The sequence below is a fragment of the Shouchella clausii genome, from assembly GCF_002250115.1.
Taxonomy (GTDB): domain Bacteria; phylum Bacillota; class Bacilli; order Bacillales; family Bacillaceae_D; genus Shouchella; species Shouchella clausii.
Genome location: NZ_CP019985.1, coordinates 4,354,203 through 4,370,874 on the forward strand (window position 1 = coordinate 4,354,203; position 16,672 = coordinate 4,370,874).

13 protein-coding genes are annotated in these 16,672 nt (G+C 44.3%); 1 reads left to right on the plus strand and 12 read right to left on the minus strand.

Annotation, left to right across the window (positions count from 1 at the left end; genetic code table 11):
* Position 1 precedes the first annotated feature (1 nt).
* The 9 genes from BC8716_RS21405 to BC8716_RS21445 all read right to left on the minus strand — a co-directional run bounded on the left by BC8716_RS21405 (position 2) and on the right by BC8716_RS21445 (position 10,605).
* On the minus strand, positions 2-640 hold the full coding sequence (locus tag BC8716_RS21405; protein WP_062747944.1) for a DUF4310 family protein: 639 nt from the start codon (positions 638-640) through the stop codon (positions 2-4).
* 37 nt (positions 641-677) lie between these two features.
* Entirely contained in the window at positions 678-1,463 is a 786-nt protein-coding gene (locus BC8716_RS21410) for a DUF4311 domain-containing protein (RefSeq protein WP_035204369.1), read from the minus strand.
* A 14-nt stretch (positions 1,464-1,477) separates the two neighbouring features.
* The gene (locus tag BC8716_RS21415; protein WP_011246256.1) at positions 1,478-1,834 is read right to left on the minus strand and encodes a DUF4312 family protein; all 357 of its coding nucleotides are present in this window, start codon (positions 1,832-1,834) and stop codon (positions 1,478-1,480) included.
* A gap of 1 nt (position 1,835) precedes the next feature.
* Positions 1,836-2,198, minus strand: coding sequence for a glycine-rich SFCGS family protein (locus tag BC8716_RS21420; RefSeq protein WP_094428966.1), 363 nt, complete (start codon positions 2,196-2,198; stop codon positions 1,836-1,838).
* Between the two features lie 21 nt (positions 2,199-2,219).
* The gene (locus BC8716_RS21425) at positions 2,220-2,537 is read right to left on the minus strand and encodes a PRD domain-containing protein (protein WP_160162505.1); all 318 of its coding nucleotides are present in this window, start codon (positions 2,535-2,537) and stop codon (positions 2,220-2,222) included.
* Positions 2,512-3,678: an amidohydrolase/deacetylase family metallohydrolase gene (locus BC8716_RS21430; RefSeq protein ID WP_035204361.1), complete on the minus strand. Its 1,167-nt coding sequence runs from the start codon at positions 3,676-3,678 to the stop codon at positions 2,512-2,514. The genes BC8716_RS21425 and BC8716_RS21430 overlap by 26 nt, the downstream gene beginning before the upstream one ends.
* Before the next feature lie 4 nt (positions 3,679-3,682).
* The gene (locus BC8716_RS21435) at positions 3,683-5,530 is read right to left on the minus strand and encodes a BglG family transcription antiterminator (RefSeq protein ID WP_094428967.1); all 1,848 of its coding nucleotides are present in this window, start codon (positions 5,528-5,530) and stop codon (positions 3,683-3,685) included.
* A gap of 240 nt (positions 5,531-5,770) precedes the next feature.
* Complete coding sequence (locus tag BC8716_RS21440; protein ID WP_094428969.1) at positions 5,771-8,269, minus strand: glycosylhydrolase-like jelly roll fold domain-containing protein; 2,499 nt, start codon at positions 8,267-8,269, stop codon at positions 5,771-5,773.
* Positions 8,270-8,535: 266 nt separating this feature from the next.
* Positions 8,536-10,605 carry a beta-galactosidase gene (locus BC8716_RS21445; protein ID WP_094428971.1) on the minus strand — a complete coding sequence of 690 codons (2,070 nt, stop codon included), beginning with the start codon at positions 10,603-10,605 and terminating at the stop codon, positions 8,536-8,538.
* Between the two features lie 120 nt (positions 10,606-10,725).
* Between BC8716_RS21445 and BC8716_RS21450 the strand changes: the two genes are divergently transcribed.
* Positions 10,726-11,577 (plus strand): helix-turn-helix transcriptional regulator, encoded by an 852-nt coding sequence (locus BC8716_RS21450; protein WP_094428973.1) that lies wholly within the window; start codon positions 10,726-10,728, stop codon positions 11,575-11,577.
* Positions 11,578-11,643: 66 nt separating this feature from the next.
* Here the strand turns inward: BC8716_RS21450 and BC8716_RS21455 are convergent, their stop codons facing one another.
* From BC8716_RS21455 to BC8716_RS21460, 3 genes are all read right to left on the minus strand, one after another.
* Positions 11,644-14,070: a DEAD/DEAH box helicase gene (locus BC8716_RS21455; protein WP_218970817.1), complete on the minus strand. Its 2,427-nt coding sequence runs from the start codon at positions 14,068-14,070 to the stop codon at positions 11,644-11,646.
* Positions 13,974-14,675, minus strand: a complete 702-nt coding sequence (locus BC8716_RS22600) for a DEAD/DEAH box helicase family protein (RefSeq protein WP_218970818.1) — start codon at positions 14,673-14,675, stop codon at positions 13,974-13,976. Before BC8716_RS22600 ends, BC8716_RS21455 begins: the two co-directional genes overlap by 97 nt.
* 587 nt (positions 14,676-15,262) lie before the next feature.
* On the minus strand, positions 15,263-16,648 hold the full coding sequence (locus tag BC8716_RS21460) for a serine hydrolase (protein ID WP_094428975.1): 1,386 nt from the start codon (positions 16,646-16,648) through the stop codon (positions 15,263-15,265).
* Positions 16,649-16,672 lie beyond the last annotated feature (24 nt).

Below are 16,672 nucleotides of genomic sequence, written 5' to 3' on the forward strand. Positions count from 1 at the left end.
CCTATTCTAAAGAGATTGGAAATATTGCGCCAAAAATCATGGCGCCTAAAATCGCTCCGCCTGCTACTGGCTTTTTCCATATATAGAAAATCGCCGCACCAATGGTTGAACCAATTCCGATTGGGATCGAGGCACTTGCTGCAGAAAGAACGATTAACGGTCCGAGAAAGCGGCCCGATGTATTTCCAGCGCCCATCATAATATCAGCACCAAACGTGGAATTGGATTGCCCAACTGTTAATTTGCGAATTGCCAAGATGGCATAGCCAACGAGTGCCCCTAACAAAGCGCCTGTTAGCAAGGAAAGGATAAAATTTTCAATCGGGGCTGTAATACCCGACGCTAGCAGGATTGCCGGCACGCCTATGCCAAGACCGGTTTGCAGGGATCCGCCAATATCTAATATCCCTACGAGCGCCCCTTCCAACACACGGGCGAATAAAAAGCTCGCTCCAAAAGCGGCTGCTGCCCCGTAGCCTGCTCCTTGAATCCCGGCTTCCAACATAGCGACAATTGCTACATCATTGAATGCGCCAATTTTATACACATAGTACATATGCGTTCCGGCAAAAATGCCTGACGAAAGAAGGGCGACAAAAATGGGAAAGGACCAGTCCGCATACCAAAACGTTTTATACATATCTTTTTCAGCGAGAGACTCTGATTGCGTTGTCACCTTACTTCACCTCTAATCCTAACAGTTTATGAAAGTCTAAAAGCCATTCTGGTGGAGCCATGTTCATGCTCTCCAATAACTGAATATCGAAGCCACGGAAAAATGCGCTTAAAATAAAGAGAACGATAACAGAAATAAGCAATGTCTTCGTTACCTTCGTCCAACCGCTATCATCGACTCCCTTGCCGATTAATATCCCAAGCACCACACCTGGCACGGCATTCCCCATAATCAAGTGGGCAGCACCACCGAAAATTGTGCCCCAGAAACCAGAGCGCTTGCCAGCGTCTAATGCGGCCAACCAGAAAATGACGGGCATAATCGGATCGATTAACAAATTTGCTGCCGGCACAAGGACGTGGACGGCAATCGCTTGCAATGATTCGGGAATCGCAGAAGCTGTCAAGTTCAAAAAGGCAACGACGATAATCCCAATAATGCCGCCTGAAATCGCCATTTTTTTCGGATTATGTAGCGTATCTTCTGGGCGCTTGCCTTTGCGCATTAATACCGCTGCCGCCCAGTTAGGAATAATACGGTGGTCCACATCCTGTGTGAAGGCACCTGCCCCGACAGAGGACGCCCACGCATTAAAGAAGAAGCCTAATCCGAATGAAAAGTGGGATGCCGCATCTCCCGCACAAGCATTTAGCTCCCCAAGTGTCCGGAATGCTCCCATTCCTTGTGCTTTTGGTGCATGGAACATCCGGGCAGCCCCAGCACCGACACCGACACCGACAAAAGCACCAATAATGATTGATTTTATTGCTACCTCTATCATCTCCATATGTTTCTCCTCCGCTATTTATCCGCTACTTGCCTATTGCGGAAAATATGATTTACAATCCCATCAGGCGACTCGATTTTTTTAAAAGGAATCTCTTCTACTTTCAGCAGTGTAATCTTTACATCCACTTCTAGCTTGACCGTATACTCGCTTCTTTTTCTCGGGAAGAAAAAGAGCAAAAAGCGCTCCGTGTACGTATGCTCAATCGCTTCATTGACATGGATGCTTACAGGTTCAATGCGGATAATCATCGCTTTATACTCATCCATCACTTTTCTCTGGATTTTCCCGAGCGCGGTGTTAATGGCAAGCTCCTTTGACTTTCCTTTGCCGCTTACTAGAACGGTGTGCTGGACCATCTTCTCCATCATGTTACCCTTGCACTTTCTTTAAATAGGCTTCCGTAATTCTCTTGCCAAGCTCTTCTGTATCCATAAAACCAAAACCGAGTACTTTTTTTCCTTCATTAATGGCTGTGATGCCTTCATCAACAGAACGCATGCCATAATGTGCTGGGTAGCCGTATTTTGTTTGTGCAGTGATGGCACCTGCTCCACCGCTTCCACAGAATGAAATACCGATATCAGCATTCTCTGTATCCATAACATCACCAAGACGCATGTCCGCGCCAACACCGGAAATGACAATCGCCTTCCCACCAGCAGCTTCAACGCCTTTTGCTACATTATGTCCTTTACCTAAGCGATCCCCGATAACCACAACAACTTGACTCATTTTACATTCCCCCTCCAATGATTAATCCTTCATTTTAGCTGTTTCAAAATGGATAGAAAGCAAGTATTTCTCATCCTCATGCAAATCCGTCAATCTGTTGCACACTTTTTCTGCCATTTCGATTGATTGCTTGGATACTTCCTGAAATAGATGTTTATCGATAGGCTCGATCCGTTCCTTATGCGTGGAACGGTAGACCATCGCTGAAAGATGGGACAATAACGATAGCTTCTGCGCGTCTGTCGTCTGAATATGCTCTTGCCTTAATAGGTTTTCTGTAAATTGCATCACTTCCACGCACAGTTCGTAGTTTTCACTCTTGCGGTATAATTCTTGCACTTTCCCTTCCATTTTCCTTCGTGTATGCCACCTTTCCAGTCTTAACGGTTATATACGGGGTAAGCACTTGATGATAGCTCAGTTGTTCACCTTCTGAATCAATAAGTGTAGACATCCCTTCTTCTTTAAGGCCGAATATCGTCACATCTGCTATGGTCCCAAGGCGAAATGTTCCTTGCTCTGTTAAGTGAAGCGTGTCGGCTGCTCTTTTTGTTACAGCTGCAACCACATCTGTCAATCGGTACCCTAGTGCAAGAAGCTTGGTCATCGTCACCATCAGGCTGCCTACTGGAGTTGCATAGTTGTTTTTATAAATATCTGTGCTTATCGTAAATGGAAGATCATAGTTGTCCTTAAATCGTTTCATTGTTTTATAGCTAAAGCTCGAAGTGCCATGCCCCACATCGAAGCGGACGCCTCTTTCAATCGCACTTCTTGCTTCCGGAATCATGTCTCCTGACTCAGTTAAAATTCCATGCTTCTTTCCATGAAAAGCATGCGTGACAATATCCCCCTGTTTAAGAAGGGGAAAAATCTCCTGTAAAGGCGGCGGTGGATTCCCGATATGGACCATAATTGGCTTGCCAAGCCGGTCTGCCAACTGTCTGGCATGGACTAATGGCTTGATTCCACTGTTTTTCACAACAGAACCGCTCATACGCGCTTTTATGCCTACAAGGCTCTGCTCTTGTTGGAAAATTTCGTTTGCTTCTTTTAGCGTCATTAACTCATCTAATTTGGCAAGCTCAGATAGGCCATTACATAAGCCCTTTCGTGACAGGTTTAAAAAGGCCAATATTTCTGTCTTGCTTTTCTCGATCACGGTTTCCTTAAAAAGTGGATAGTTCTCATACCCCGCACTGCCAGCATCCACGATTGTTGTGACTCCCTGATCGATCCCTACTAAATCGGGCTCAATGCCCAGCTCGGTATAATCTTCAAACACATGGGCATGCAAGTCGATAAAACCTGGTGCAACATAATGATTGGTTGCATCGATATACTGAACCTCTCCACCTGCCTGTATCACATCTTCTACTGCAGTAAAAACACCATTGACGATGCCAATCTCTTTTTTGCTAATCGTTAAAGTTTCCGGGTCAATCACGAAGCCGTTCTGGATAATAATGCCTTGAATCATATAATCACTTCCATTTTTTCAAGTACTGTAAAAGAGTAATAACCTCAGCTTCATGAACATGTAAATCTTTATCCTGTAAAATTTGCTGCACGCTATGGAACATTTCCTCGTCGCTGTCTAGCATTTGATTATTTGCATAGAGGTACTGGTCATATTGCTTATCAAAGTAATAGCGGTGAACCATTAAAAAGACGTGCATCATAAACGCATTTTTCCATCGTTCTTCTGATTTAATTGGAAAGGCTTCCAATAATGCGTGAGCAGCTTCAAAGCCTTTTAAAATAATTTCCTGGCTGAGGTTCTCACTATCTTCACTGATCGTAAACTCATTGTTCTCCAACAGCTCGTTCGTCTGCTCGTCGTCTGAACCGATCATCGCTCGTACTTGTTTGCGAATTTCTTCGATATCTCTTTTTGCAGGCAGCGGCTCGACAACGACAACAGGAACGGCGGCTTCAACAGGAAAAACGCTGATAATCAAATCCACCTCTTCAGCCTGACAAATCTCTTCCACTTCAAGCAAGGAACAATAACAGACAATATCGACGGCAGGAATTTCTTTTTCTACCCGATTTTTGATTAACCGGGCAACCCCTCTTCCTGTTGAACATACATATAAAACCTTTACTTTCTTTTTCGGTTTAAATGTATTTTCATAAGAAACGAGGAAGTGCAAAACAATAAAAGAGATAAAAGAATCTTGGGCTACCAATGTGTGTTGTTTCACATACTTGCGGCAAGCTTCCTTGACACTTTGGAAAAGAGACGCATGGTTTCTTTTCACTTCGTCCTCCATTGGGTTCATTTCATTTAAATAAAATGAGCCATTTTGAAGCCTCAGTGACAAATGAGAAAGCAGATTGCTATAAAGTTTAGGATCCTTTTTATAGTTGATTCCTTCTTGCTCGCCTACATACTCGATCATCTTCTCGGTAATGTCGACGATGTCCATTTGTCCAGATGCTTTTTCTATATTTCCTGATACATACGCGTATTCTTCCTCGAGCAACGGCAACTGCATATCAGTGTAGACTTTCTCCATAACGGTCACCAGAAACAAGGAGAGATCATCTTGATCATGAGAACGCTCCAACATCCGATAGCTATGAATCGTACGCCCCATCGTTAATCTTTTCACCGAAAACGTGAGCCGCAGTAGGAATCTCAACAAATCAGAGAGCCGCAACAAAGACGCCAAGGATGGCGAATAGAACGCGCTCATATGACTTTCAGCCATTTCATAAATAGGTTTTAATGGCTCTTCCAATATCGTGCCAATCTCAATTTGCCGCTCTTTTTTCGTAATTCGAGTCGTTAGCTTATAGATTTGATAATCATCTAAGCTGTTGTAAATAATATGCTCAAGCATCAGCCGCAGCTGAAGTTCATTGCCATGAAGGCGATACCCTGTTCTTTGCTTTCGCTCCAACTCAATATTCCATGATTTTAAAAACTCGTCTACATGGTTCAAATCGCTTAAAATTGTGTTTCTGCTGACTGCTAGCATCTCCGATAACTGAGCAGCGGTTTTATACTCATTCGTCCATAATAGGGACAGAATAATCCTTCTGACACGCATCGTTTGATCTGGGTAAATTTGCGATCGTTTGAATTGTGCCAAAATCCGTCTTAATTCAGCGCGCTCCCGATCACTGCATTGAAGCCAAATCCCCTTGCTTGTCTGGGAATTCACCGTTCTCCCCTGCAACTTAAACCATTTGCGAACATTTTCAAGGTCATACTTAATCGCTCTTGTGCTCACCCCAAACTCGATTGACAAATCTTTGATTCTAATCGGAGCTTTCGTATTCAACAGCTTATTTGTTAAATAAAATTCCCTTGCGCTTAGCATGATTTCACCACTCTACTAGTAGTCGTGATTCATAATCGATTATAGATCAATTATAAGTACATTTACCTATAACGGACAGACAAAATTACTTCCCCATCCTTAGTGAAATCCCTTGAATATTGGAGCAATTGTAAAACATGGCCGACTAAGACAAAATGGGAGCAGCGATCAACTTGATCTCTGCTCCCATTCTAGTTTTAACGTTTTTATACCGGCAACCGAACTGCTCGCGCTCTTGCCTTAATCGGATCGATCCTTTCTTTCCATTCCATCTACCCTGAAACCATACAGCCTTATAGGCCCCACCAGTCCAGACAGCAACGATTTCCTGTCGTAACGGTTAGCCAAGCTGTTCGTAACGGATACATGCAAAACATTTGTGCCTGGCCGCAAGTACTGGCCAATTTCGAACACGTAAGGCTTCCAGAATTGAACGCCAGCTTCTTTTCCGTTCACTGACAATCGCGCGATTTCGTACACGTCGCCTAAATCTAGTCGCCATAAAGGAATTTGGGACGGCTCTTCGATCTCGAATGTAGTCTCGTAAACAACCGTTCCCGAGAAATTTGACAAGCCTTCCCAGTTCGTCCATGTAGATAGCCCGGCTAATTCCCCCTTCCACGGCCCCCCGATCACGCGCCAGCCTTGAGATAAATCTAATATTGCCTTTTGTTTTCTTACAGGCTGCTTTCTGCCCTGTTGCTGAGGCCGACTCGGATCTACGGCAATGATTAAGCATTCTCTCCGCTCTACGGATATAGGTATGGCTAGATAATCCGCCGCCTGTTCACCGATTGCGGCGTCACACGCTCCTGTCCAAGGACGCCAGTATTCGATAAGCCCACCTAGATCCATACGCAACTTTCCTTGAAATGCTGTTTCCCCTTCGTTCACGATGACATAAAATAACCGACCCTGCTTTTTGATTCGACTGATCCGTATAGTGGAAGCAGCAGGCTTTATTTCATAATCGCTCCCGATCATTCCAGTTAGCAACGCCGGAACCTCCGTTTCTTGTCCCACCTGCCATTGTCCAATGTCTGGAGAGTTAACACCCTTTGCAGTGAGCTCGATTATGCAGCCTCCTTCCTCAACAAACTTCTTGAGGCGTTGCCAACTAGAACGGGCCAGCTGATAGCCACGCTCGATCAATATCGCCTCATAGCAATACCCGGCAATTTGAATCGTTCCATTGCTAATTTCGCAGCAATCGTTCAACAATTGTTCTTCTAAGTAGTTAAATTCGATTTGAGACTCGTACAGCGGCTTAACGATACGCCACGGCAAGAAAGAATCGCCGACAAGAACAGCCACTTTGGCACTGTTTAAGGAATCAGTCATTAGCCAGGACAGCCGCTTCATATAGCGGGAGAACTTGGCGTATTCCGGCCACCAACCATTATTCGGTCCGACATCTGGCGGCCTCTCGTTTCTCCGTTCCCCTCGAATGGAATAATAAAAAGCATGGGGGATAATGAGATTGACACCGCGAACGAACAACCAATCCAAGTACCACTTCATGTCGTCGGCACTAAGGGACCAGCCGCCTTCAACGCCGCAAACGCCGAAACATTCGTTTGCATTCCGCCGTTTATTGCGGTGGCGAGCCGAATCAGACGAGCATTTGCCCATTGTGCTATGAACGCCTGTCAACGCTTTGTTCTCCTCAGGGGCGATATAACGCCACACGATGTCTTGACCAGGAATATGAAAATGAGAAAGCAGTCCAATATCGTCGCTTCCAGCAGGATGTCCAGTCAGCCCAATGCCATGCTCCTCGCACCAATCGGCTAACGGCTTGTAATAAGTCTGGTTTAAACGGCGTCGAATCGCTCCAGCAAAACGGTTACGAATGGCACCGGTCTCTTCCCCAGCATCCAACCAAAGGGCCGGCAAATCCCGCTCGTCGCCACCATCTGCCACATAGTCACTTAAAAACGATCTCGTCCATGGCTTTAAGCCAGGTACATGCCCTCGGCCAAGCAAATCCGGTTCGTCCGTGAACATGGCGATAATCGTTGTACCGAAATAGTCGCTAAACTTTTCGTAATAGCGTTCATGCGTGAATCTCATAAACGATTGCACTGCATCTCGGTTCAACAAATCTGCGGCCAATGGCGCATCAGGCTCTCCGTCGTCCTGTCCAGGATGAACACCGCGTATCGTCCCCCGTGATGGCGTATCGACAAAGACCAACACCGACCAGTCGCCTTGTTTCGGTGGAGCAAATTCAACTACACTGCCCTCACAAAAAAGAACGACTGCACTGTCCGCCTCGATCTGGCTCTCCGACAGCTTACGAACGGCTTGGATAGAAACGAGCGATTCACCTTGCTGCAAGGAAATGGGAAGCCGCACAAATTGATTTTGACACGGGTACTCCCTAAGCTCCAACCCCCTGCTAGCATAGGCGCCATTTTCTTTAACGACCATCCCACAGGCGGAACCAGAAGGGTACATGCCCTCATCGTACAAAATGACTTTCATGCCCAACTTCTCGGCTTCCGATAAGGCGACCTCAATCATCTCCATAAAGGGATCCGACAAATATGGCATTTCCCGAGGCAAGCCCATCCGCGGATGAAGAACGAAACCGCTAACCTCCTTCGCATGGAAATCTTGAATTTGCTGAACGATCTCACCCCTTGACAGCTTGTCGTTCCAAAACCAAAACGGGATCGGCGTGAATTCATCTGCTGGCCGCAAAAACTGCTGTTTTAGGTTTTCAAATGCATGCATCTTCACCTAACCCCTTTCGCGTTACCGCTTCGGCTAGAGTACGCCCTAGAATAAACAAATGCTCGCATACCTCGTCGTTTGCGCACGGCCATCCTGCCATGTGTTTTCTATTACTCTCAGTAATTTAACAATCTCTCAAAGAAGCTACTAATACACACCTACTTCGCCATTATGCATTCATACGGATGGCCAACAATGATATTGGCCACCCTTGATGTGCTCGATTTGTTTGTTTCATGTTCATTCAACGCAAATGAACCATCCGTTCATACCCCTAGAAACGATTGATTCTGTTTAATAATCCATACATCACGGCCTGCAAGCTCCTCTTGTTCGCCACCGAGCGTGCGGCCGCTCAGCAGCTCAACGCCAGCACGTTCGCCAAGCTTGATGTTGACAGGGTTCTCGTTATGATTGAGTACGAAAAGATACGATTGATCGTCCTTTGAACGAAGCGTCGTTTCCACTCCTACCGGCATCTCGTTAATGAGAGGGTGAATGCCAATGGAAGAGCATAGCTGAGACAACCAATCTTGCAGGAACGACGTTTCCGGGCTAGTCGCCACATACCAGGCTTGGCCTGCCCCAAATTTGTTCACAGTCAGAACCGGCATGCCCCTGTAAAAATCGTCGCCGTACACCGCTTTGACCTCGGCTCCTTCTGAATGGATCAAGTCGCAAAGAATGCCGCACTCGTATTCCGATTTTAATCCAGAAGCTGGCTCTGAGACGACAATCCGGTTACGTTGACTCGGAAGCAAGGCGTCAATTTCCTCCGCCCATATGCCAAGCAGTTTCCGAAGTTCGCCAGGATACCCGCCTGTTTTAACAAGATCATTCTCGTCGACGATGCCACTGAAGAAGGTTGTGATAAGTGAGCCGCCGCCATGTACATATTTTTCTAGCTTGTCAGCTATACCTGCTTTCACCATATACATCACTGGGGCAATGACAAGATCATACTTACTCAAATCGGCATCCACGCCGACAACGTCCACCGAGATGCCTAAACGGTAAAGGGCATCATAATATTTATGCACTTCGTCCACGTAGCGAAGATCAATCGACGGGCCGCTGGACATTTCGACCGCCCACCAGTTCTCCCAATCAAACAGCAATGCGACTTTCGCCTGAACGTTAGCATCTAGAAGCGTATCGCCAAGCTTGCCAAGTTCCTGCCCGAGCGCGGCACATTCTCGAAAAACACGGGTATGCTCATGGCCGACATGCTCAATTACGGCACCATGATATTTTTCGCAAGCGCCGATTGACCGGCGAAGCTGGAAAAACAGAATCGTATCGGCGCCCCGCGCCGCTGCTTGGTAACTCCATAGCCTCATGACACCAGGACGTTTAAGCGAGTTGTACGGCTGCCAATTTTGCTGGCTCGGCGTCTGTTCCATCAGCATGAACGGCTGTCCGTGCTTCAAACCGCGCATCAAGTCGTGCATCATCCCCGTGTAACTGTGAGGCGTATCGAACCGTGGGTAATTGTCCCATGATACGACATCCATATGCTTTGCCCATTTATGGTAGTCCAGTTTTTTAAAGGCGCCCATCAGATTCGTCGTGACAGGAATGGACGGCGTATGCTTTTTGACTGTTTCGTATTCCAGCTTGTAACATTCGAGCAAACTGTCGGAATGGAAGCGCATATAGTCGAGGGAGATTCCTTGGAAATTCGTCTCCGTCCGCCCGTTCGCACCTGTCCACTCCTCGCTCAGTCCGCTAGGCAAAACGATGTCTTCCCAACTATGGAACGTGTGCCCCCAAAATCCGGTATTCCAGGCTCGATTCACTTCATCAAGGGAACCGTAACGCGCCTTCGCCCATTCCCGGAAAGCGGTTTCACAATTATCGCAGTAACAATTGCCTGCCCCGCCATACTCGTTGTTAATATGCCAAATAAGCAAAGCCGGATGATCTTTATAACGCTCGGCAAGCTTTTCCGCCATGCGAACTGCATACTTACGGTAAGTCGGGCTGTTCGGACAGGAATTATGACGTCCGCCAAACTTTCGTTTGCGCCCGTAAAAGTCAACTTGGAGCACATCAGGGTACTTGCGCGCCATCCAAGCTGGATGGGCGGCCGTACTCGTCGCAAGGCAGACGCCAATCCCGTCTTCATGGAGCTTATCCATCATCGTATCAAGCCAGCCGAAGTCGTATGTATTCTCGTCCGGTTGGTTTTTTGCCCAAGCGAACACATTGAGCGTCACCACGTCGATCCCCGCCAGTTTGAACATGCGTAAATCTTCATCCCAGATCGATGGTTCCCATTGGTCTGGATTGTAATCACCGCCGTACCAAATCTTCGGTTTTTTCGCATTAATCATCTTGCCACACCTCGCCATATATGATAAAACTGCATTTAATAGTTTAATCATATGTGTTGTAATCGCTAGATCCAATATAAAATTGATGTACATGGATATAAGAATATGGAGGTATGTAAGATGCGTCGAGCCGTCCCTGCCACCCCATCGGAGCTGTTGCCCTTGCAGCTAGAGACAATCGGCATTCAATATGACCAAGAACCGATGACAAGGCCACACGGGTACCCGTGTTACCATTGGCTTCAAACGCTGGCAGGAGAAGGCGAACTGTCGATGAACGGGCGCACCTGGAACATGCCAGAACGATCAGGCATTCTCCTCGCGCCAGGCACCCCCCACCACTACAAGCCAAGAAGCGACAGTTGGCAAACCGGTTACATCACGTTTCACGGGAGCACGGCTGGGAACATTGTCCAATCACTTGGCTGGAGCATCATTGAACACTTTCAGTGGGGGGCTGGCCACGATCCAATCACCCACCAAATGAAAAGTTTGCTTGCCTTTGCCGAATCTGGCGGCGATCCGTCGGGATGGCGCTACTCCGCGGACTTATACCGCTTCCTGACATTGCTTCGAACAGAAGCCCGCACCGATAAACGGCCGCCTATCTCCAAACAGCTAGATCGAGTCCAAGACTTGCTTCACTGGCTCGAACAAGAATACGCCAATCCAGAAATCGGATTGGCGGAAATGGCGGCCCAGCTCGGCATCGGGAAACGGCAGCTGAACGAACGCTTTCGCGATCTATTCGGCCAGACGGCATACGCTTATTTGATCCAATTAAGGCTCCGCAAAGCAAAAGAATGGCTTCCTTCCCGTCCTGACTGGACCGTACGCCGGATCGGAGAAGCGGTCGGCTTTCGCGATGCGAGCCACTTCGTCGCCACGTTCCGGCAGAAAGAAGGGATGACGCCAGAGACGTACCGGAAACTGTATGCCGCAAAGCCGGGGAAAAATAGGGAGGTGGAGTAGTGGGGGGGGGGGCTGCCAGGCGAGTGATATTGTTTTTTTCCACAGTAATTAAAACAACCAATTTATCTACTCACTAAAATAACATGTAAGACGTAAGCCATAAGTATCTTTTAGGTAGGTATCAGTCGCCAGAATAATTTGTTTCATTGAATCTGTAATTTTCATTATCGAGACTCCTGGCTGAACAATTGATATTTCAAATTCTGTTTTAAAACCAGATTTCACCATCTTCTTTAACATATGAAGAGTTTGTAGGTCTCCCTTTTCAAACCGAGTTACACCATAGTCTTTTTGTCTTTTATTTTCTCGCGCAATCATTCGTCGAACAATCTCTAAGACATTATCATTCCACATTATTGATTTTTCAGCTTGACCACATACTTCATATAAGTCTTTAACACGAGCACCGGGAAGTTCTCCGTGTGAGTATTTACAGTGATACAGATGAAATATGACTTTTGAATGTTCCTTATCAATTTTGACAGAAACGACATCTGCGATTTCTCCCGATCCATCATCATCAAAAATAATATCTGATGTTTGATCTACAATATTATTTATCGTAGCGTATTGAATAGAATCAGTCTTTCTTCCTCTTCCCTGAGATTCAGATTTAATATCGACTCCAAATCCATCCCAATCTATAGCAAAAAAAGAGTCTAGTGGCAATTCAATGTCACTTTTAGGTTTGATAACTGTTTTTAAATTTTCTTGGACTACTACAATAGTTCCATCGCTTTGTATGAAAGAAACTTCCGGTGAGTATTCATACAGATAATCAGTCATTTTAACAGTTCTATTACCTGATCTCACTATTAGTTCTTCACCTTCGATTTGATTGAAACTATATGAAGTTTTATTAATAATCTGCTCAAAGATAAATTTCCGTTCGTTTATCCAAAGTTCAAAGCGAAGATTTTCATTAACTAAACCAGGATTCTTTAACTCTGTTTGAAAGAACGGAAATACCTTTTGTTCTTTAGAAATATACAACTGTTTAGCCGAAGAATTAGAAACTTCAATTGTTTCTGGCATCGATATTTTGTAAGGGACACCTTCTGGAAATTCCTTAATAACTTCTAAAGCAAGAGAATTATTTAATATATTATTGGTATTAATAGTATCATCTAATACCTTATTCCCTATTTTCTGACACCAGTCTGTCCAAAAGTTTATCCGCTCTACCCAGCGCATCCAAACTTTTCCTTTATATGAACAACCAATACTAATTCGTTCTCCGTCTTGATAGCCGTAACCGAATAGATTAGACTTAGTCGAACCCGATGCAACTGCCTCACTAATTCCAGCCTTAATATCAGCACCAGCAAACATTCTAAAGCTAATCCTCCCACTAGGTTTTTGCTTTAATCCCAGCGTTCCAATCATCAATCGATTAATTCCGTCTAAGCTTCGATAAATTGAATCTCCCTTAATTGCTGATGCTTCCGGAAACATACTATCCACAAGCCGATTTCCTTTTCCAGCATCAGTTTCATTTATATGAACTATTCCATTATCCTTATCAAAGAACAACACAAAGAAATCATAATCATATTGAACTATATCCTTTTGATCTGACCAGACAACCTTTGTTTCTATTTCCTCAATGAAAACATAAACAAAATCTTCTTCATTTATTAATGATGTAGTTCTATCTGGATCCAATACTTGTTTCCAGCCATTAACAGATATTTTTTTTGAAGGGTGTTGGAACATCCTGGTGCTTACTTTCATCTTTAATTGGGATAAATCTATCTCCTTCACATGACCTTTTTCAAACTTACCAATGAATTCACCAAGCTCAACTTCCTTATTGATAGCTTGATTTGAATGGATATTAAGAAGTTGATTCCAATCCGCATCTTGATGGTATAACTCATCAATCGCTTCTTTCAAATCATCCATTGCCACATTCGTGATAAGCTTTGCATTTCCCAACTTATTGCCACTTGTTCGAGCAAATCGTCCGATGAATTGAAGTGTAATCGGAAGCGACTTATATTTGTCATGAATTGCTGCAATTTTCAACGTTGGAATATCTATGCCTTCGCCAAACATATCTACACATACCACAATTTTTGATTTACCATCTTTTACTTGCTGCAAGTATTTATTCCTCATCGCAGGGGGAATTCCACCGTGAATCACTACTGGATTATACACTTTATACTGAGAATAAATTTTTTCATACAACTCATCAGCTCGTTTTCGAGTACTTGCTCTCGCTAGAAGTACGTGCTCATATTCATTTTCCAAAAAATCTTCTTCTAATTGCTTAATAGCAATTTTGGCAATTTCTTCGTCAGACTTTCGCTCGTCAAATTCTTGTATTGGATAAAAATCGATCGGTTTGAAATACCCGGCTTTTTGAGCCAGTGCCAAACCATAATTAAAAATTATTTTACCGTCAATCTTTTTACCATCATTTCTAAATGGAGTAGCAGTAAATTGTAGAATTTTTTTCCTATAAATCTTTCTCTCACCGTTCTCCAATCGGGAGCCGCAAGATGATGAGCTTCGTCAAATATTATAACCTCTACCGTTTCAAGCAGTTTATTCCAAACTGAAGAAGGCATATTTTTAATCATCACGGGAGTTGATACAATTATATTAGCCTCCTCAAGGGCATCAATCAGAATATTTTCATCCTCTTCTTTTACTTTTGACTTATAAAGAAAAGTCGTTGGATAAATAGCTTTATCTGATATCATTTCTAATTTTGGAAGTATACCAAAATGCCTCGCTCCTTCAAAAATTTGTTCCCTTAATAGATTAGACGGTACAATGATAAGCGTTGAAGTAATTCTTTCAGAAATAATCGTAGCATACATTGTTTCAGACTTCCCTGTTCCAGTAGGTAAGACAATCGTTGCTGGAGAATTTGATGTCGCCCAATGTGCACGAATTGCAGACAATGCTCCAAATTGGGGCAAACGTAAACCAATCTCATCTTCATTTCGAGAAACTCTCTCGTGGTACGACTCTTTCCAACTATTAATAAGTTCTTCTTCGTTGAAGATTCTATTTTCAGCATCCGTACATCGACTTAACTTATTATCGCGACCGATTATTGAAACTATATTTTTATACTTTCCCAAACACTCACTTCTTTCTGTTGTAATATTTTGCATTCTTGCTAAGAATATTATAACAGATATAATAGTAACCTTTATAGCAAATTTATTCTGTTATCAAAAAATGTATTTTGATAGTATCCAAACTCGCTACTAATCTATTCCTTAGCGAATGTGGTTGATAAAGTTGTACTTTTCCATATATTTGCTGATATTTTTATCTTCCAGACTCTATTTTGAAGAAAAAAACAGTTTTCGTTTATTTGAAATACACGCTACATACTTACTTCATAGTGCGTATGTAAAAAGATCTTACAAAACTTTTTATATCAGCCTTGAGTTAAAAACGACACTCCTCAAAGGAACACAATTTAAGTTGTATATGCGATTTGGAAGCTAGCAGAAGTCAATTCAAAGAAGAGGAACCAAAAACCCGCGAAGAGCCTTGTTTATGCAAGTCTTTACACGGGTTTCTATGTTTATTTCAGGCTCCCACAAATTAACATGAAGCACTTGCTTCAGGAATGGGAATTAAAATCATCAAAACGGACCATCATTGCTCGGAATCGGCAGCAGCATTGATGGTCATTTCTTTTACAAAGCGTAGGGTGTCAACAGCCAACCCGTTCAGCCACTTCTGGCTCATCCCCTGTATACCAGATCAGACGCATACCCTTGCCGTCTTCACTGATAAGAAACTCAAGCTCCGAAGACGTTTGTTCTTCATAATAACGTGTTGATGTCAATGGCAAGAGCGATAATACCATCCCATTATCCAACTTCATATAGAGCCTATCCTGCTCCACATATACTTCAACACCAAAGGAATTTTCCGTATCGTTGGCAAATCTGTACTTCCCAAGCTGCGCTTCAATTTTCTTCGGTTCAAGCGAAATGATTTTCTTAGTCTCAAAAGGCCTTGGTACATCGTAAGCTTCTCCAGCCATAATCTGTTCGATGCTCTTCACCAACTGTTGCGTGTAAGCATGATCGCGCTCTCCATTTTGCAACATGATTAGTGTGATATCACGATCGATATAGCGTTTGAACCATGTGGAGTATCCCGGCCATCCTCCGGAATGGTGGACGATGCTTCCCAGCCGATCGTCATACTCGTTCAACCATCCCATCCCATAGGGAAATGTCTCGCCATTATTCATCGTCACTGGCGAAAACATCAGTTGACGCAGCATTGGACTAATGAACTTGTCATCATACAAGGCTCGATCCAGTCGCAACAAATCGCCAACTGTACTGTTAACCATCCCATCCCCTTGCAAGCCATCTAAATATTGGACGTAATTCAGTTCAGGCACTTCATCAGGCAGGACGTAACCGCCATGTCCAATCCGATAGACGTATCCCCAAGCATAATCATCAGGCACAGCACTTGGATCCACCCGCCGATTATACACTTGCGTTCGCGTCATCCCAAGCAGTTGAAAGATCTGCTCGTCCAAAAAGTCGCCATAACGCTGGCCACTAATCCGTTCAATCAGGATAGCCAGCACAATATAGCCCGTGTTGCTGTACATCCAACTCTCATTAGGAGCGAATAACGGGTCAGGCCGATGCTCAATCAGCATACGCAACACATCCTCATTGCGAGCATAACGGGTAGGATCCCACACGTTTGCAAATAACTCCATGTAATCAGGCAAGCCCGATGTATGGTTTAATAGATGCCGTATTGTGATCCCTGGATACGGCAGCTCGGGAATCCAGTTAGATAAGGGATCATCCCAGTGCAATTGCCCTAGCTGCTGCAAACGGATAATACCTAAAGCGGTAATCGGTTTGGATACAGAAGCGAGTTCAAACATGGAGTCCATTGTTAAATCGCGTGCGCCACCGTTTTTGTATTCTGCTATTCCCATCGCTTCACATAACACTGCTTTCCCATCAACAGCTACAAGAACGACGCCATTGAAACTGCCGTGCTGTTTGACTTCTTCGAATAATGCCGTAAATTGCTGCTTCATCGCTTTATTTTCCACTATTCCCCACCTCGGTTTAATTAT